General features: G+C 50.2%; 19 protein-coding genes and 2 pseudogenes. 19 read left to right on the top strand and 2 right to left on the bottom strand.

What is annotated here, in order from left to right; all coding sequences use genetic code 11:
• The 13 genes and pseudogenes from OCV99_RS09695 to metK form a co-directional block, all read left to right on the top strand.
• Positions 1 to 361: pseudogene (locus OCV99_RS09695) on the top strand (DNA polymerase family A protein); the annotation flags it as partial.
• A 10-nt stretch (positions 362 to 371) separates the two neighbouring features.
• Positions 372 to 710, top strand: coding sequence for a hypothetical protein (locus tag OCV99_RS09690; protein WP_158370158.1), 339 nt, complete (start codon positions 372 to 374; stop codon positions 708 to 710).
• A 48-nt stretch (positions 711 to 758) separates the two neighbouring features.
• Positions 759 to 1,160 carry a hypothetical protein gene (locus tag OCV99_RS09685; protein WP_158370156.1) on the top strand — a complete coding sequence of 134 codons (402 nt, stop codon included), beginning with the start codon at positions 759 to 761 and terminating at the stop codon, positions 1,158 to 1,160.
• Positions 1,144 to 1,539 (top strand): hypothetical protein, encoded by a 396-nt coding sequence (locus OCV99_RS09680; RefSeq protein WP_158370154.1) that lies wholly within the window; start codon positions 1,144 to 1,146, stop codon positions 1,537 to 1,539. Before OCV99_RS09685 ends, OCV99_RS09680 begins: the two co-directional genes overlap by 17 nt.
• An 18-nt stretch (positions 1,540 to 1,557) precedes the next feature.
• Positions 1,558 to 2,625 (top strand): DUF932 domain-containing protein, encoded by a 1,068-nt coding sequence (locus OCV99_RS09675; protein WP_158370152.1) that lies wholly within the window; start codon positions 1,558 to 1,560, stop codon positions 2,623 to 2,625.
• Positions 2,574 to 2,822, top strand: a complete 249-nt coding sequence (locus OCV99_RS09670; RefSeq protein WP_158370150.1) for a hypothetical protein — start codon at positions 2,574 to 2,576, stop codon at positions 2,820 to 2,822. Before OCV99_RS09675 ends, OCV99_RS09670 begins: the two co-directional genes overlap by 52 nt.
• On the top strand, positions 2,823 to 3,212 hold the full coding sequence (locus OCV99_RS18030) for a VRR-NUC domain-containing protein (RefSeq protein WP_158370148.1): 390 nt from the start codon (positions 2,823 to 2,825) through the stop codon (positions 3,210 to 3,212). It abuts the gene before it with no gap.
• Positions 3,209 to 4,589 (top strand): annotated as a pseudogene (locus OCV99_RS09660) (SNF2-related protein). The gene OCV99_RS18030 and the pseudogene OCV99_RS09660 overlap by 4 nt, the downstream one beginning before the upstream one ends.
• A 49-nt stretch (positions 4,590 to 4,638) precedes the next feature.
• Entirely contained in the window at positions 4,639 to 5,292 is a 654-nt protein-coding gene (locus OCV99_RS09655; protein ID WP_158370146.1) for a hypothetical protein, read from the top strand.
• 5 nt (positions 5,293 to 5,297) lie between these two features.
• Positions 5,298 to 5,816, top strand: a complete 519-nt coding sequence (locus OCV99_RS09650) for a sigma-70 RNA polymerase sigma factor region 4 domain-containing protein (RefSeq protein ID WP_158370144.1) — start codon at positions 5,298 to 5,300, stop codon at positions 5,814 to 5,816.
• A gap of 152 nt (positions 5,817 to 5,968) precedes the next feature.
• Positions 5,969 to 6,508: a type II toxin-antitoxin system PemK/MazF family toxin gene (locus OCV99_RS09645; RefSeq protein ID WP_262575301.1), complete on the top strand. Its 540-nt coding sequence runs from the start codon at positions 5,969 to 5,971 to the stop codon at positions 6,506 to 6,508.
• Positions 6,509 to 6,514: 6 nt separating this feature from the next.
• On the top strand, positions 6,515 to 8,980 hold the full coding sequence (locus OCV99_RS09640) for a phage/plasmid primase, P4 family (protein ID WP_262575300.1): 2,466 nt from the start codon (positions 6,515 to 6,517) through the stop codon (positions 8,978 to 8,980).
• 391 nt (positions 8,981 to 9,371) lie between these two features.
• A complete protein-coding gene (gene metK, locus OCV99_RS09635) occupies positions 9,372 to 10,448 on the top strand; it encodes a methionine adenosyltransferase (protein WP_158370140.1) in 1,077 nt (358 codons plus the stop codon).
• 26 nt (positions 10,449 to 10,474) lie between these two features.
• Here the strand turns inward: metK and tenpIN are convergent, their stop codons facing one another.
• Positions 10,475 to 10,948 (bottom strand): type III toxin-antitoxin system TenpIN family toxin, encoded by a 474-nt coding sequence (gene tenpIN / locus OCV99_RS09630; RefSeq protein WP_158370138.1) that lies wholly within the window; start codon positions 10,946 to 10,948, stop codon positions 10,475 to 10,477.
• Between the two features lie 602 nt (positions 10,949 to 11,550).
• Between tenpIN and OCV99_RS09625 the strand changes: the two genes are divergently transcribed.
• Positions 11,551 to 11,916 (top strand): HNH endonuclease, encoded by a 366-nt coding sequence (locus OCV99_RS09625; protein ID WP_158370136.1) that lies wholly within the window; start codon positions 11,551 to 11,553, stop codon positions 11,914 to 11,916.
• Here the strand turns inward: OCV99_RS09625 and OCV99_RS09620 are convergent.
• Positions 11,910 to 12,095 (bottom strand): SymE family type I addiction module toxin, encoded by a 186-nt coding sequence (locus OCV99_RS09620; RefSeq protein WP_158370134.1) that lies wholly within the window; start codon positions 12,093 to 12,095, stop codon positions 11,910 to 11,912. The genes OCV99_RS09625 and OCV99_RS09620 overlap by 7 nt on opposite strands.
• Before the next feature lie 546 nt (positions 12,096 to 12,641).
• Between OCV99_RS09620 and OCV99_RS09615 the strand changes: the two genes are divergently transcribed.
• The 5 genes from OCV99_RS09615 to OCV99_RS09595 are packed head-to-tail and all read left to right on the top strand — an operon-like array spanning position 12,642 to position 17,650.
• Positions 12,642 to 12,953: a hypothetical protein gene (locus OCV99_RS09615; RefSeq protein WP_158370132.1), complete on the top strand. Its 312-nt coding sequence runs from the start codon at positions 12,642 to 12,644 to the stop codon at positions 12,951 to 12,953.
• Entirely contained in the window at positions 12,943 to 13,170 is a 228-nt protein-coding gene (locus tag OCV99_RS09610; RefSeq protein WP_158370130.1) for a hypothetical protein, read from the top strand. Before OCV99_RS09615 ends, OCV99_RS09610 begins: the two co-directional genes overlap by 11 nt.
• 18 nt (positions 13,171 to 13,188) lie before the next feature.
• Positions 13,189 to 14,526: a site-specific DNA-methyltransferase gene (locus tag OCV99_RS09605; protein ID WP_158370128.1), complete on the top strand. Its 1,338-nt coding sequence runs from the start codon at positions 13,189 to 13,191 to the stop codon at positions 14,524 to 14,526.
• The gene (locus OCV99_RS09600; protein ID WP_262575299.1) at positions 14,468 to 15,424 is read left to right on the top strand and encodes a hypothetical protein; all 957 of its coding nucleotides are present in this window, start codon (positions 14,468 to 14,470) and stop codon (positions 15,422 to 15,424) included. The genes OCV99_RS09605 and OCV99_RS09600 overlap by 59 nt, the downstream gene beginning before the upstream one ends.
• Positions 15,425 to 15,433: 9 nt before the next feature.
• Positions 15,434 to 17,650 carry a DNA cytosine methyltransferase gene (locus OCV99_RS09595; protein ID WP_158370124.1) on the top strand — a complete coding sequence of 739 codons (2,217 nt, stop codon included), beginning with the start codon at positions 15,434 to 15,436 and terminating at the stop codon, positions 17,648 to 17,650.
• The last annotated feature ends 60 nt before the right edge of the window (positions 17,651 to 17,710 follow it).

The following is a 17,710-nucleotide window of genomic DNA, read 5'->3' as shown; positions in this document are numbered from 1 at the left end:
GAAGCTGGCTTATCTGAAACCGAGGCTCCAGCCTAACAGGTTTGGGAGGATGAGCCTGACCTTTGAGGGGATGGGCGCAAACAATAACTGGGCGAGGCAGGAGAGCTACGGAGGCCGTATGGTGGAAAACTGTACACAGGCAACAGCGAGGGACATCCTTGCGGAAGCCATGCGGCGGCTGGAACAGGCTGGGTTTGAGATTGTCGGCCATGTACACGATGAAGTGATCATTGAGGCGCCGGTTGGAAGATACAAGGTGGACGAGGTCTGCCGGCTGATGGCAGAAAACCCTCTGTGGTGCCCGGACTGCCCTTTGGACGCTGCCGGTTACGAAGCGCCTTCTTATTATTTCAAGGATTAGAGGTGGAAAAATGGCTCATGTATTATCAGTCAAAGACGGGAGAAATGTGGCTGTGTTCGGCATCCGTGACATTCTTGATATTGTAGGGGATTGTGCTGGCAATGATATCCGGCATTATTTGGAAGAACACCTTGCGGATATCGGGGAGATGGAAGCAGAATTTGAACTTGCGGACAAGGAGCATGAAAAAGAACTGGAACGGCAGGGGGAGCACCAGCGGTCCGTGCTGAGCGATATTAAGGAGGAGGCGGAAACCCTGGAAGAACTGCTCCATGCCCAGAGGCTTGACCGTAAGAAACTGCAAAAGGCAGCAGACAATATCTGGCGGATATGCAGCCGGGAATTGTGAAGGAAGCATATCCGTTCCGTATTGATTGGATTCTAAAGGAGGGTGACGATGGCAAAAGCAGGAAGACCAAAAAGTGAGGAGAAAATCCGGGAGGAAAGGGAGCAGTTTCCTGTCTGTGGGGCGCACCCGGACTGCCATGCGTGGCAGGAAGGAAGATGCATTGCCCTTATGGATAACAGTTTTGGGGAACGGGACTGCCCGTTTTATAAAAATAAGAGCAGGAACCGGAAAGGACAGCAAGAATGCCTGAAATGTCTGGTCAAAAATGGCAGGACAAATCTGTTGGAAAAATATAAAAAGGTGCTGGGCAGACTGGGTGTGTTTGATGCTGCAGACGGATATATGGAAACGGCGGCAGCGGAATTAGAGCGGTATGATGGGGAGTGCATGAAAAACTTCCTGTCAGGTAATTCCGTACCGGAGGAGGGTGAGGATGAATGGGAAGACTGAGGGCTGCATTGCAGGAGGAACACTGCCGGGAGGTGCTTCCGGCAGTATGGAGGAGTGCTATGAGAACCTGGTCACCGCTATTGTGAAACAGGCGGTACGGGATTACGAAAGGATTCTGCTCCAGTTGTTTTCCCGCCCTACGGGGGAAAAGCAGGTACGCTTGAACATGGAAAAGGTGGAACTTGAGGTGTTTTTCCATTCTGCCTGGTATGGGACGTTGACAGACATTGACGGGGACAGGCTGATCCGCACGATGCGATCCCATGCTTTGGATAAGGCAAAAGAAATAATCAGAAAGAAGCACCAAAAACGTCTGAAGGAGATGGGAATGGCAGCGGGCGGTGCTGATAAGGTCAGCAAATCAGCGGAAAAAGTCTGACATCGGAAGGAGGATTTTATGAAAACAGGCAGAAGTTTAAAAGAAGTCATGGCGGAACTGGACCGTCAGAGCAGGGCGAAGAGGGATTATATCGGGCCGGCCGAGGCATTCCGTCTCAGGGATGACGGCCGGACATTTGAGATCAACCATGCAGTTTCCGGGCAGCAGGAGGTCTTTGATACCAGCCAACTTTTCCACAGGCAGGTGGCATCGGCACTTGGCATCCCGGCAAAGTATTATGACATGATGTCGGCGCAGAAACCGGAACTGCTGGCAGAGAACGTGAACGCATGGTTTGCGGATAAGACGGGCAGCTATATGATCCGCTCCATGGATTACGGCAGCGGTTCGGTGGCAAGGGCGCTCCTTTCGGAACGGTACCGCCGTATTGACAATATGGATATCGCCACGGCAGTCCTTCCGTTATTTGCCGGGCAGGAACAGTATGAAGTGGTTTCCTGTGAGGTGACGGAGAACCGTCTGTATTTAAAAATCGTGAATCACCGATTGGAGATGGCGGTTGCTCCGGGAGACTATGTACAGGCCGGCGTGGTGATCTCAAACTCAGAGGTCGGCCTTGGTTCCGTTTCCGTACAGCCGCTGGTCTACCGCCTTGTGTGTACGAACGGAATGATAGTCAATGACATGGGCGAACGGAAGAACCATGTGGGAAGGACTGCCAAAGCGTTAGAGGACAGCTTTCACATTTATTCGGATGAGACTATTGAGGCGGAAGACAAGGCGTTTCTTCTGAAACTCCGGGATGTGACGGCTGCGGCGATTGAAGAGAGCCGTTTTGCACAGGTAGTGGGCAGATTAAAAGAGGCGGCCGATGTGCCGATTACAGGAAAGGTGCCGGAGGTGGTGGAACTTACCGGCCGCAGCTATGGGCTGAACCAGGACGAGCAGGACAGTATCCTGCAGTATCTGATTTCCGGCGGTGACCTCTCACAGTACGGTTTATCCAATGCCATCACGCGGGCAAGCCAGGAGGTAGAGTCTTACGACCGGGCGACTGCGCTGGAGGGCATCGGGTGGCAGGTAGCAACGATGACGGGGCAGCAGTGGAAGGAGCTGAACGGATAATGGCGGGATGGAACAGAAATGATGAGATTATCCGTGAGAGGGAAGTGTATGTGGACGACCAGTGCTGTGAAAACTGCCGTTACTGGTGCGGCTGGGACCCGGTAGAAAGCGCGAATGGATGCAAAAACTACAGCCACCCGGATTATGAGCAGCGACCGGAGGGCAGATGGTGCCCGTATTGGAAAGGCGGGAGATAAATGAGGGAGTCAGCAGTTGAAAAAGCATTTGTTGATGCCGTCCGGAAAGCGGGAGGAGAGGCACTTAAATTCACATCGCAGAGCAGGAATGGGGTACCGGACCGTCTGGTACTCTTTTTTAGCGGGAAAGCGGCATTTGTGGAACTGAAAGCACCGGGAAAACAGATGCGCCCCCTGCAAAGGAAACGGCGTAAGCAGCTGGAGGCGCTCGGCTTCCCGGTCTTCTGTGTGGACAGCATGAAACAGATACAGCCGGCAATCAGGGCGCTGGCGGAATGGAATCCGGGGGAGCCGATCCCCACGGGCATTGGGGTGCAGGTACCGGAGATTGAAAATGCAGAACTGCCCGCAAAGGATACAGAGGCAGGGAAAGGGGATGATGCCCGATGAAGTTCATACCGCATGAATACCAAAGCTATTGTATTGAGTATATCAAATCTCATCCAATCGCAGGACTATTTCTGGATATGGGCCTCGGCTGAGAGCAAGACAGTAATCACTTTATCCGCGATCCGGGACCTGATGCTGGATAACTGTGAAGTGTCCAAGGCGCTGGTGATCGCACCTCTCCGTGTGGCAAGGGACACATGGCCGGCTGAAGCAGGGAAATGGGATCATTTGGAAGATATAGACGTGTCAGTTATTGTGGGGGATAAGAAAACAAGGATAGCCGCTTTGAACCATCCGGCAATGGTTTATGTGATTAACCGGGAGAATGTAAAGTTTCTTGTAGAATATTACGAGAAAAATGGGTTGCGATGGGATTTTGACGCCGTTATTATTGATGAACTTTCCTCGTTCAAGAACCACCAGTCACAGCGTTTCAAGTGGCTGCGGAAAGTGCGTCCGTTTGTGAAGCGTATGATAGGGCTGACCGGTACGCCAACTTCCAATGGACTTATGGATCTGTGGGCGGAGATTGGAATCCTTGACGGTGGGGAACGTCTGGGGCGTTTCATCGGCAGATACCGGGAGGCATACTTTAAGGCCGGAAGCATGAACCCACAGACAGGGGTGGTATTCCAGTATGTCCCGCGCCCCGGAGCAGAGGAGCAGATTTATGGGAAGATTGCCGATATTACGATTTCCATGAAAGCGATGGATTACCTCCATATGCCGGACTGTGTGCCGGCCTGGCACTATGTGGAGATGGATAAAAAAGAGCGGAAACTTTACGATATGCTGCGTAAGGATTTGATCATCCCTTTGAAGGATGCGGATATCGACGCAGCCAATGCCGCTTCTCTGACAGGGAAGCTCCTGCAGATGGCAAACGGTGCGGTCTATGACGAGAACAGCGCCGTGCGGGAGATCCATCAAAGAAAATTGGAAAAACTGGAGGATCTGATTGAAGCCGCCAACGGCCAGTCTGTCCTTGTCGCCTACTGGTTCAAGCATGACCGGCAGAGGATTGTGGAGCATCTGTCAAGTATGGGGTACAAGCCGCGGGATATCAAAGAATCCAAAGATATCAGGGACTGGAACGGAGGGAATATTCAGGTAGCCCTTATCCATCCAGCCAGCGCAGGACATGGATTAAATATCCAGTCGGGCGGACACATCCTGATCTGGTTCGGACTGACATGGAGCCTGGAACTTTACCAGCAGACCAATGCCAGACTCTGGCGGCAGGGGCAGACAGATGTGGTGACGATCCACCATATCATCTGTAAGGATACGGTAGATGAGGACGTGATGGCGGCACTGGAGCAAAAAGATATCACACAGGAAAAGCTGATCGCGGCAGTGAAGGCGAGGCTGTATTGATACTGGAAACATGGAGCACACAGGAATTTTGCCGGAAGGAGGGTGGACGATGAATGACAAAACGGTCAATGCCGGACAGAACCAGGAGGCAGGGCAGAACCCGAAAGCGGAGCAGGATTCGGGAGAAGTGTTTTTTCAGGAGGCTGCCCTTTTTCTGGCAGAAACATATGGAAGGATGCTTGATGACAGGGTACAGCTTAAAGCGTTGATTGATGCCGGGGTTATCCCGTATACAGAGGAAATGGCAATCCGGGATTTGTCTGCCGTAAGTGTGGGTTACAATACCGAGCGGGTACAGACGAGTAATATCAGCAATATCCCGGAGCGGATTGCCGCTTTGCTGGACAGCGGGTATGTGGAGAAGATGAACAGGCGGCTGAAACAGGAAATGGCTGAAACGGCCAGGGATTACGCATATCTTTGCTGGAAGATCGAAACCGTGGAAACCGCTATGAGGGAGCGGATGAGCAAAAAAGAACAGGATATTTTTGAAAGGATTTTTTTGAGAAAAAGGACCTACCGGCAAATATGCGCTGCCTATAAAAAAGGGACTTTGCATAATAAACAGATCAGTCAGACAAAGAAAAAATGTTTGCAGGCAATAGCCGATCATCTGAAGAATGCCAGCTGTTTTCCTATGTATAGCCGGTACATGGATAATCTGCGGAGGGAATGCCAGCAGGAAAAGGAAAGAAAGGAATAAATAAAATGACTGAGAAACCTGTAAAGAGGGGATTTGGATGGAAACGCATGGGGGATGTACATAAAGCTGACGCGGAGTGTGCCATCATGCTCAAAGAAATCATCCGAAGGCTGCCGGAACTAAGGGAATACTGCCGCTATTTTGAGAGCAGGAGAAAAAGCCTGCTTACTATGGCAGAGATTGAGGAGGGGGAGATTACCTTCCTGAATGTGGGAAAAATAAAAGAACTGATGGGACTGCCGATGTCAGAAGAGGACAAGAAAGCCTTGTTTGCTTATTTTGATGCCAGTACCCAGATCATGGTTTTGGAAACCGGAATGGAGGGGCTCCCAGAGGGCCAGTACCGTGAAATTGCCTATGACCGGTATTTTGAAAGGATGAGCTATCAGGAGATTATGCAGAAGCACAGTGTGAATAAAAAAACTGTCCAGAGAGCGCTGGGAAAAACTAAGGCTTATCTTCTTACTTACTCCAGATGGTATTTGGACTTGGCGGGAAAGGTAAAAGAGTCAATCAACCAGTAAAAGTGTCCCTTTTTGCCCTCTCCGGGATACCAAAGCGATATGCTATTATTATAATGCGCAAGAGCAAACGAAAAAGCCAGAGCGGGAACAGCCATGACAGTTTCCATTCTGGCTTTTCTTATGTGATTGAATGGAAGGAGGAGAAAAATGATATGGGCAGGAAAAACCGTAGGAAAAAATCTGCGTATACCAGAAAGATGAAAACGGGTGCAAAACGTCTGGTAACGATGAAAATGGAGCAAGTACATACCGGCTGCGATGAAAATTTTGAAATGCCAGAACAACAGAGCAGTTTGGGGCCACATCGTGGTGACATTTGGTTTGCAGAGCTTGGGAAGCATCCGGGGACAAGTGTCCAGGAAGGATGCCGGCCGGTATTTATTATGAGCAATGACACGGCAAACGGGCATTCCGGTACTGTGACAGTCGTGCCGATGACTTCCAAGAAGAAAAAAGCATATCTTCCAACGCATGTTTTGACGGAAGCGTCAGACTGTCCTAGTCTTGAACCTTCCATGGTGCTGGCGGAGCAGGTGACTACCATTGGCAAGTGCGCCCTCAAAAGTTTTGTAGGGCATGTTGGAGAGGACAGAATACATGAGATTGAAAAGGCCGTGGAGGTGCATCTGGGTATTACGTCACGCCGTATATCTGACAGGTGGAATGCCTGTATTAGCGGCAAAGGAGTGTGAGAATTTGTGGGCACAGTTAATTTTGTAAACATCCCGGCGGATTTAAAAGAGTCCTGCCGGTTCTGCGTATGGAAGAAAGAAAAGGGGAAAGGCAGGTCTGCTCGCCTGACGAAAGTTCCTTATAACCCCGTTACCGGGCAGAAGGCCCAAAGCAATAATGGGGAGACTTTTTCAGATTTTGCCACTGCAATGAAATCTTTTGCGATGGGCGGATATGACGGTATCGGAATCCGGGTTTCCTCCGGCATTGGTGCCATTGATATTGACCACTGTATCCGGGAGGACGGCACCTTAAATGACGTGGCGGCTTCCGTACTGGGAGTTTTTAAAGATGCATACTTTGAACGTTCCCCGTCCGGCAGCGGACTTCGTGGGTTCTTCCATGTGGATGCGGATTTCATTTTTGATAAGACGATTTATTACATCAATAATCGGACGCATGGGCTGGAAGTGTATCTTCCGGGAGCAACGAACCGATTTGTAACCGTCACAGGGGACCAGTACCGCGCAGGTTCGGTACCGGCGGATATGGGAGCACTCCAAAATGTACTGGACACGTTCATGAAACGGAAATCCCAGGTGGTGAACACACACATTGAGCCGTGTTCCTATCTGACAGATGAGCAGGTACTGGAACATGCGAAAAAGTCTGCCAATGGAGAACGGTTCACCGACTATTATAACGGCAATTGGCAGAGATACTTTGATAACCAGTCAGATGCGGATATGGGGTTCCTCTCCATGCTGGCATTCTGGTGTGGATGCGATGAGGAACAGATGGACCGTATTTTCCGTACTTCCGGCATGATGCGCCCGAAGTGGGACAGAAAACAGGCAGGTACGACTTATGGAGGGATTACTATCCGCAATGCGGTGGCAACCTGCCAGCAGATTTACCTGCCGGTGGATGTACACAATATTTCCAATGGAGCGGAGGAGGACTTTGCCGATTTGGAAAGAGAACAGAAGAAAGCTGCTGATTTCCAGGCCGATCTTTCCAATATTACCTTGACACTGGAGGAAATGAAACCGCATTCCAACCCAAGATATGGACGGGATGAAATCGGCATCGGGAATGCCTTTGCTGATTTTTTTCTTCCCATTGCCCGATATAACCGTGACCGTGGGATATGGTATGTCTATGACGGGCGGATATGGCGGCCGGATGAGGGAGGTCTGAAAGTGGCGGAGCTTGCGAAGCTGCTGGCAGATAAGCTGTATACATTCGCCCTTCAGATCAAGGATGAAGATACCCGTAACCGTTATATCAAACGGGTACAGAAGCTGCAATTGAGAAAGAACCGGAAAACAATGGTGGAGGATGCCAAGTCAGTGCATCCGATTCCCATGTCAGCCTTTGACCGCAGTACCCATTTGTTTAATTGTCAGAACGGTACGCTTAATTTACAGACGATGGAGTTCCGGGAGCACAGGCCGGATGATTTCCTGACGATGGTATCCGGAATTGCCTATGATCCGAATGCGGTCTGCCCGCGTTGGAATTCATTTATCAGCGAAGTTATGTGTAACGATAGTGAACTGGCATCTTACCTTCAGCGGGCACTGGGTTACGCTTTGACAGGAGATACATCACTTGAATGTATGTTCATTCTCTATGGCGCGACTTCCCGAAATGGCAAAGGTACCACAATGGAGACATTTCTTAAAATCATGGGCGACTATGGGAAAACCTCTAATCCGGAGATGCTGTCTACAAAGTTTGGAAACACCAATGCCTCCGGACCGTCTGAAGAAATCGCCCGTCTTGCGGGTATCCGTTTTGTGAATATCTCGGAGCCGGAGAAAAAGATTACATTCAATGCCGCACTGGTTAAGAGGCTCACGGGGAATGACACCATCAATGCCAGATACCTGCATGAAAACTCTTTTGATTTCAGACCAGTGTTTAAGATTTTCATTAACACGAATTATCTGCCGAATGTGTCAGATATGACGCTGTTTGATTCCGGGCGCCTGAAGATTATCCCTTTTAAACGCCATTTTGAAGAAGCAGAGCAGGATAAGGGGCTGAAAGCCCTGTTTGCTGAAGAAGAAAATTTATCCGGAATCTTCAACTGGTGTTTGGAGGGGTATAAAGAATTCCGAAAGTTCAGGCTGGCATCCCCAAATGCTGTGGTAGAAGCAATCCAGGATTATCGGAATGATTCTGACCGTATCGGGCAGTTTATTGAAGCGTGGCTGGAAGAAGGGGAGGCGTATGAGGTTCGTTCTGCCGCCGCATATAAGCTCTACTCAGACTGGTGCAGGAAGTACAACTATAATGCAGAAAATGTGAAGAACTTTAAAAATGCAATGGAGAAGAGATTCACAATTGAACGCCGGAGACCGAAAGATGGCGGAGAAAAGACCTCTCTAATTATTGGATGCAGATTCCGGGAGCAGGAGCTTGGAGAAGAGGATGAACAAAACGATGTGCTTCAGGATGCGAAAAAAGAGTTTAAACCTGTGTAGTCCAGCAATTTACCAGCACTTTTAAGTATTTTTGAAAAATGGAAGTTCCCTTTGAAAAAATATGGGGCAGGACGTGGCAAGTAAAAACCGTATTTTCTATTTATTATTTTCTTTTATATATTTTACTGTTTTTACTTGCCACAAGTTGCCCCAAAAAGAAAATGAAAGGAATTCAAATGGTTTGCACGAGATATGGCGTTAACGGTTTTTCTTATGCCGATCCTGCGATTGGCGGATCATTGTGTGTAACGGATCATATCTTACCACAAAGTATATGAGACCATATCAGGCATCTTTTGTGGCAGCTTGCTTTGTGGGAATCCTACAGGGTGAGCAAGGGCAAAGGGCGCCTGCTTTGATACATAAACCAAACGAGAGGAGAATTAAAACTATGAGCAGAATTTTAACATGCGAACAGGTGTCAGACGGGCATCCCGATAAAATCTGCGACCAGGTTGCAGATGCCATTGTGACGGACTGTCTGGTACATGACAAAGAAAGCAGGGTGGCGATTGAGTGTCTGTTAAAGGACAGCCGCCTGATCATTGCCGGTGAACTGACCAGCAAGCACCAGCCGGACTACCGGAGACTGGTGGATGATGTGCTGGAGCGTATCGGAAGGGGAAAGACGGAATACGGCAGGATAGAGATCATCAGCCCGCTGGATGTTGTCCTCATGGTAAGGGAGCAGTCCCCGGACATCGCCCTTGGTGTGGATAAGGGCGGAGCCGGAGACCAGGGCATCATGTTCGGGTATGCCACCAATGAAACGCCGGAACTTCTTCCGGTTACGTTTGCTGTGGCGACCAAGTTCCTGCGGCTTTTGAAGAACCACCCGTCAAAGATGTTCCGGGCAGATGCCAAGGCGCAGGTCAGTTTTGATTACAGTAGCGGGCGGATCACCGCTTTCCTCTGCTCCGTGCAGCACAGCCCGGATGTGGAGGTCAGCGATTTCCGCCATATCATCGAAGGGATGATGGTGCTGGCGGCCTGTGAGTACGGGCTGAATGGTGACTTCGTGAAACTGGTCAATCCGACCGGACGGTTTGTGGTCGGCGGCTCTTTTGCTGACTGTGGTGTGACAGGAAGGAAACTTGCCTGTGATACCTATGGCAGCATTGGCAGGATCGGTGGCGGTGCGCTGTCCGGGAAAGATCCAAGTAAGGTAGACCGTTCGGCAGCGTATATGGCACGGAAGATTGCCCGTGACATTGTGCAGGCCGGATATGCGGAGCAGTGTGAGGTACAGATTGCTTATGCCATCGGGGTGGAACAGCCAGTGTCAGTCAACGTGGACTGCTTCGGTACAGAGTATCAGCCGCTGGATTTCATTCAGGCTTATGTGGATGACAGCTACGATCTGACACCAAGAGGGATTATTAACCGGCTGCATCTCCTGGATGTGGACTACAACCTGGTATCCGCCTACGGTCACTTCGGGAAGCCCGGACTTCCGTGGGAGGAATAAAAAAAGCCTGCGACAATAGCAGGCTTTTAGATTCCCATAATATCGTGAAAATAAGGCAGAGTGGAATATTGATATTTTCGTGAAAATGCCCGTGGATGCATAGGCGAGGTTCCATTGACGTGGTTGATGTATGTATCCACATAATCGTTTGCTTCCTGAACAATGGTTGGAAGATTTCTCATCATTTCAGCATATTCGTCCTGATCGACAAGGGCTGTTGTGTTTGAATCGAAGTAATCAATGTTTTTGATGATAGCTATTTTGGAATAGTCAAGACCGGATTTCGTTTTCTTTGAACGTGCAGTCCCGGTAAACATGAATGCATTTTTGTGTCCGATAGACGAGCGGAACGGCACACAAATAAAGTAATCATCATGTGAATCAATTAACAGGCAGGTATAAGGACGTCCGTGCTTATGCATCAGTTCAGGATATGTAGCAGGAGGGTAGTCCTGGGTAAATTTGGATGACAGGAGTGATAATTCTGAATCATATTCCATTTTTCGACACCTCACAACATAAAAAGGCGAGGTCGACTAGTTGGAGTCAACCTCGCCGGGATTTCGCTTCGCTCGGTCAATTTTTATTTTACCGATGTGTCAGAACCGTCACACATCATCTTCGCTCGGTCAGTTTTTATTTTACCGACGAGTCAGAACCGTCACTCGTCATCATTTAGCGAAGGAAAGAAGAAAGTTCTTCTTTCACTTATATTATATGCGAAAGCGAGCTTTTTATCAAGAGGAATGAATCAGAATTAAAAAATTTTTTTGAATACAAGTAAGCGATATTCTACGCTTTGTAGCACCCCGTCGCTTGCGGAAGCTAAACATACACGTTCATGATATTCTTGCCGTCATGAACGGAATCTGTTAAGCAATGTTTCTGTGCCGCACATTGCGAAGCGTTTTTGTAAAAACAGTGGATGAGATGCACACTGTGAAGAATGTTGAGCATCTAACTCATTGTTATTATAAAGAGCAAGGAACGAAATGGCAATAGTTTAGTTGCTTATTTGTTTAAAAATGGAATCGTCCAGTTTGAAAGAAAAAATGGACGAAAAAAGAAAAAAGTGGACGATTTTTGATTGGAGGTGATAATAATGCCATATAGACCAAACACACCGTGCAGACATCCCGGATGTGCGGCTCTTGTCCCCTACGGACAGAAATATTGTGAAAAGCACAAAGCACTGCACCCGGAAGAAGTGCGGTCAGCTGCAAAGCGCGGGTACGGAAAGAGATGGCAGAAAGCCAGCAGGGAATACCTGCAGGCGCATCCGCTGTGTGTGCTGTGTATGAAGAAACAGCCGCCACGGTATGTGAAGGCGACAGTGGTTGACCACATCACCCCACACCGTGGCGACCAAAAGCTGTTCTGGGACCGGAGCAACTGGAGGAGTTTATGTAAGCAGTGTCATGATAAAAAGACGCGGGCGGAAGACAACAACCCGACCTACACCTATTGAGCAGTGTCTTTCTTAATCACCAGCCGTCCTTCCTCACACTGGATGGACACGAAGCTGCCGGCTGTGAAGCCAAGCTGCTCCAGCCACTTCCCTTCCAGACGTATTTGTGGAGAAAGGTTCCTGCCCTGGTAAGTGTAATAGACTTTCCTGCGGCGGTTCCTTTTCTGTTTCTCTTTCAAAGGTTCATGCCTCCTTTCTTTGCGGTACGGTCATGTTACCTCTGAAAGCAGAATATATCCAGCAAATCCGAGGCCATAATCTACACAGATTTTCGTGGTTTTTCTTGTGTACATTATGGCAGAAAGGGCCCGCCGGGGGCCGGGTTTACTTCTCTGTGGTGAAGTGCCACGGAGACCGCCGCCCCCTCAAACGTAAAAAACCGCGAATTTGATAGGCCGGGGGTCTGGCAGTTACGGCGCAAAATGAAACCAGCAGACGAAGAGGCACGGCAGCACTGCCAGCCCCCATCTTATAAATATCCGAAATGAACCAAAACACATGAAATCCCTTGATAGAATGGGAACTTTTGTGTGTTTTTGTTTGTTCCGGTGGAACATGAAAATCTGGAATGAAACAGGAACGACCCATGCGGCATCCATGCTGACAGGAGGAAAATTTACCTCACTGTTTTTTATGTGTTTTTTGGGATTTTTCCGCAAAATGGGCGGGGTTACGGCGCAGCATGGAAACGGTGCAGCATGAACCACATAGGAGGAGGGGCAACGATGGAAGCAAATACAGAAGCACAGATGCTGGAGGATATGGCGAAACGGTTCTGCCCCAACTGCGGTGCGGCGGTCACGCCAAACGGCAGAGGCCGTCCAAGGATATTCTGCTCGGAACCCTGCAGGTATGCGTGGAAGAACAGAAACCCGCACCCGGAAAACTGGAAATCCACCCGGACGGCTATTTGCCCGGAGTGCGGAAAACCATTTCTGGCAAGCCGGGAGTATGGGAGAGTGAGGAAATATTGCAGCCATGCCTGTGCCAACAGAGGACGGGCGAAACGAAGGGAGCGTGAGGGAAATGAAGGATAAGATTGAAACCATCGGTGTGTACTGCGTCTGCAATACGATGGGTATCTGCGTACATGAGATTGACTACTGTGAGGACAGGGTGCTTGCATCCGCAAATGGAGAAAACCTGCAGTGGTGTCCCATGAATGAACAGACGCCGGAGGGCGGAAAAGAGGCGGAGCCGGGATTCTTATTCGGCTCTTTTTTCGTGCCGTTCTCAGAGGTCATGCGCGTCTGAGTAAAGGAGGACGCATGGATGCAGAAAACTGCACAACTTAAAGTGCTGCCGGTGGGCGTACTCAGGCCGGCCGCATACAATCCCCGTAAGAAACTGAAACCGGGGGATAAGGAGTACGAGAAGATCAAAAATTCCATTATGGAGTTTGGCTTTGCAGACCCGCTTGTGGTCAATTCCGATATGACAATCGTGGGAGGGCACCAGAGATTGGCTGTTGCCATGGAACTTGGCTATACGGAAGTACCGTGTGCGGTGGTTGATGTCGATAAAGTCCGGGAGAAGGCGCTGAACATTGCCCTCAATAAGATCACGGGTGCGTGGGACGATTCCCTGCTGGCTGATCTGCTGAAGGATTTGGAAGACAGCGAATTTGATCTGGGAAAGACAGGATTCGAGCCGCCGGAGATTTCTGAAATCTTCAATAATGTACATGACAAAAATGTGCAGGAAGATGATTTTGATACGGAAAAGGCGGCAGAAGCAGAGGCTTTTGTGGAACCGGGGGATATCTGGATTCTTGGACGGCACCGGCTGATGTGCGGCGACTCCACAAAACCGGAGGACGTAGCGGTTCTGATGGATGGGAAGAAAGCAAACCTGTGTATCACGGACCCGCCGTATAACTGTTCTTATGAGGGTGGTACTGGAATGACCATCATGAATGACCAGTGGACAGATGGTGAGAAGTTCTACCAATTCCTGCTGGATGCGTTCAGAAATGTGTATGAGAACCTGACGGACGGCGGGGCGGTTTATATTTTCCATTCGGATGCGGAGAAGGTGAATTTCTTCAATGCTACGGTTGCGGCAGGCTTCCATTATTCTACAACCTGTATCTGGGTGAAAAATGCGCTGGTGATCGGACGGATGGATTATCAGATGCGCCATGAGCCGGTAATCTATGCGTTTAAGGATACCGCACGGCATAATTTTTACGGTGACCGTAAACAGACCACTATCTGGGAGTTTGACCGGCCAACGAAATCCAAGCTGCATCCGACCAGCAAGCCCCTTCCCTTGATCGCATATCCAATGAGGAATTCATCCCAGGCAAACGGAATTGTACTGGATCTGTTCGGTGGTTCCGGTTCCACCCTTATGGCGGCGGAGCAGCTTGACCGCATTGCCTGTCTGATGGAGCTTGATCCAAAGTATGCATCTGCGATTGTCCGCAGGTATGCAGCGTATAAAGGAGAAACAGTGGATATCACGGTAATCCGCAACGGGCAGAAACTCCGGTGCGATGAAATTTATATCCTGGAGAATGAAGATTTTTCCTTTAAAGAAGGCAGCGTGGATGAGAAACAAAAGGGCTGTAAGAAGAAAGCGGGTAGGGAAAATGGAGCATCCGTCTAATTTTGTGGATTTGACAGGGAGAAAATTCCAGTCATGGACAGTGGAAAGCCTATCTCATACAAAAGGCTGGCGGCTCTATTGGAACTGCCGGTGCGATTGTGGAAACCAAAAAGTGATGCGCGGCGACAGTATCCAGAAAATACAAGTACCTTATTGCAGCCAGTGCAAGCCGAGGAATGCCGTGCTGGACATTGACGCAATCCCCGATGGTGTAGCAGCGCAGGTGAGGGAACGTAAGAGCGGAATATTTCAGAATACCTTTATCGTGGACGGACCGGTTGTGTATGGTTATACGTCCAATGCTGAGTGCTTTTTGTTTGATACGGCTGATATTGAGAAGACAAAGAAGCACACATGGAGCAGGAAGCATATGCGGGATGGCTGGTATGTGTATACGGTCGTTAAACAGAAATTCACTTATTTTCACACTTTGATTCTGGATAATCTGGAGTGCAGGAAAAGAATAGACCATATCAATAGGGATAAACTTGACAACCGCAGGGAAAACCTGCGGTTTTGCTGTGACCAGCAGAATGCATTTAATCAGGGGATGCCAAAGACGAATACACTTGGGTACAAAGGTCTGGCGAAACATACAAGCGGAAGATGGAACGCTGTCATTACTTTTTGCCAAAAGAAGATCAGTCTTGGCCTTTATGACACAAAGGTTGAAGCGGCAGCAGTATATGACGCGGCGGCAGAGCTGCTTTTTGGTGAATTTTGCAGGCTGAACAGGGAGTGTGTTGCCGGCGTCCCTCACGCGACACCGGATCAGAGATCTTATGTGGTATACCGTTGTCTGAAAAGGCTGGAAGGAATCCAATGGGCGCAAAATCCGGAACTTTTGGATGCCGCGTTTAGACGTTTGCACCGGGAACAGGAGGGGCTGGCAGCATAGGAGGAAATCATGATAAAAAATAAAAATGAACTGACTCTCGGCAGCCTGTTTGACGGTTCCGGGGGTTTTCCACTGGCCGGCATCCTTGCCGGGGTGACGCCTCTGTGGGCATCCGAGATTGAGCCATTTGCTGTACGTGTAACTACTGCAAGGCTTCCGCAGATGAAACACTATGGAGATGTTTCGGGTATCAGCGGGGCAGACCTCCCGCCTGTAGATATCATCACTTTTGGGAGTCCGTGCCAGGATATGTCTATCGCCGGGAAAAGGGACGGTCTGGACGGCTCACGTTCCAGCCTGTTTTATGAGGCGATCCGGATCGTGAAAGAAATGAGGGAGAAGACCAATGGAGAGAAACCAAGATTTATCTGCTGGGAGAATGTCCCCGGCGCTTTCTCCAGCAACAAAGGAGAAGATTTCAGGGCGGTCCTTGAAGCCGTCATCGGCATTAAAGAACCGTCCGCCCAGGTGCCTGCGCCTGGTAAAAAAGGCTGGCCCTACGCCGACTATTATGTGGGAGACGGATGGTCAGCCGCATACAGAGTCCTTGATGCACAGTGGTGGGGAGTGCCCCAGAGAAGAAAACGTATCTTCCTTGTCGCAGATTTTGCAGGGGAACGTGCCCCGGAGATATTATTTGAGTCCGAAGGCGTGTCGGGGTATTCTGCGGAGGGCTTCCGTGCGTGGCAAAGAGCTGCCGGAGATCTTGCGGATCGCGCTGGAGAGGCAGGCTGCGGAGGAACCGGAAGGATCGTCCTGAATGACCAGGGCGGGAGCCGTATGGATGTGACCGAGGAGGTCGCCTGTACCCTGCGGGCCGAGGCACACCATCCCCCATGCGTGATGGAGGCGGCCGGGTTCTGTACGGAGCATTCCGCACAGTCGGGGGGCATCGGGTATGAAGAAGAAACCTCCCCAACGCTCCGGGCCGGAGTCGTCCCGGCGGCGGTCGCATTGGAGAACCATCCGGCGGACAGCCGTGTGAAGATTTCTGAGGACGATAAGGTACAGACACTGACTGGCCGGATGGGGACTGGCGGCGGGAACGTGCCGCTGGTCATGGCTGAGTCAGGGAAACCGCCAGAAGCCGTGATGTATGAGAACCACTCACAGGATACCCGGTATAAAGGACCGCTGGACACAGCACCTACGGTCAATGCCGCTTATGGCATGGGCGGCAATAACCAGCCTTTTATAGTTGAAAAACCAAAGACAATGAAAATCCGCAGCGGATGTGACGGTGGGGGAAAAGGCATTTTATTACAGGATGATAAATCAGCAACCCTCGGATGCAACAACGACCAGACTGTATTCGTGCCTTTCTGCAAAGGGATGCGCCCGCATTCATCTGAGGAAGGCCAGGTCTGGAAAGAAGGGGATGTAGCAAATACGCTGAATACTTTTGATGTCGGGGAAACCCGGTGCAGCGAACTGGTGGTAGGTGCGTTCGGCATCTGTTCCAAGGACAGCAACGCCATGAAATCCGATAATCCGAAGGCAGGGTTTTATGAAGCGCAGACCAGCCGGACACTGGATGCCAATGGCGGGAATCCGGGATGCAACCAGGGTGGGATCGCCATTGTTGCTTTCACGCAGAACCAGAGGGACGAGGTACGGGCGCTTGGAGATAAGTCCGGCGCACTTGCGGCGGAACCGGGAATGAAACAGCAGACCTATGTCCTGCAGGGCAGCATGATCGGCAGGGAGGATAAGAACGGACCGCAGGGCAGCGGTATCAATGAGGATGTGTCCTTTACGCTGGATGCGGCCGACCGCCATGCTGTGGCTTATTGCATGACTACCGGGGAATATTCCCAGGTGGTAAAGGAAAAAGCACCGACTTTGATGGCGAGGGATTATAAAGACCCGCCAGTGGTAAACGATAAGCCTGCACCCGAACCGTACTATATTGTGCGCCGCCTGACTCCGACCGAGTGTGCAAGGCTCCAGGGTTTCCCGGACTGGTGGTGTGCCGGCCTGGGAATCGAGGAACCGACCGCAGAGGAAATAGCGTTCTGGACGGAAGTGTGGGAAACACACCGGAAGGTCATGGGGACATCGAAAAAGCCGAAGACGGAGAAACAGATCCGGAAATGGCTGGCAGATCCATACTCGGACTCCGCTGAGTATAAACTTTGGGGGAATGGGATCGCGCTGCCGTGCGCTTATTTCGTACTGGCCGGTATTGCCTGGGCTGCACAGAACGGGGCGGAAACAGAGGAATGAACGATGGCAGAGGATGCCTTTGCTTCTGATGGGAGACCATAAGGAGCAGGGCAGGCCCCT

Source organism: Dorea acetigenes (genome assembly GCF_025567385.1).
Taxonomy (GTDB): Bacteria; Bacillota; Clostridia; order Lachnospirales; family Lachnospiraceae; genus Claveliimonas; species Claveliimonas acetigenes.
The sequence above is the reverse complement of the archived record's forward strand: the minus strand, read 5'-3'. Positions and strand labels throughout refer to the sequence as shown.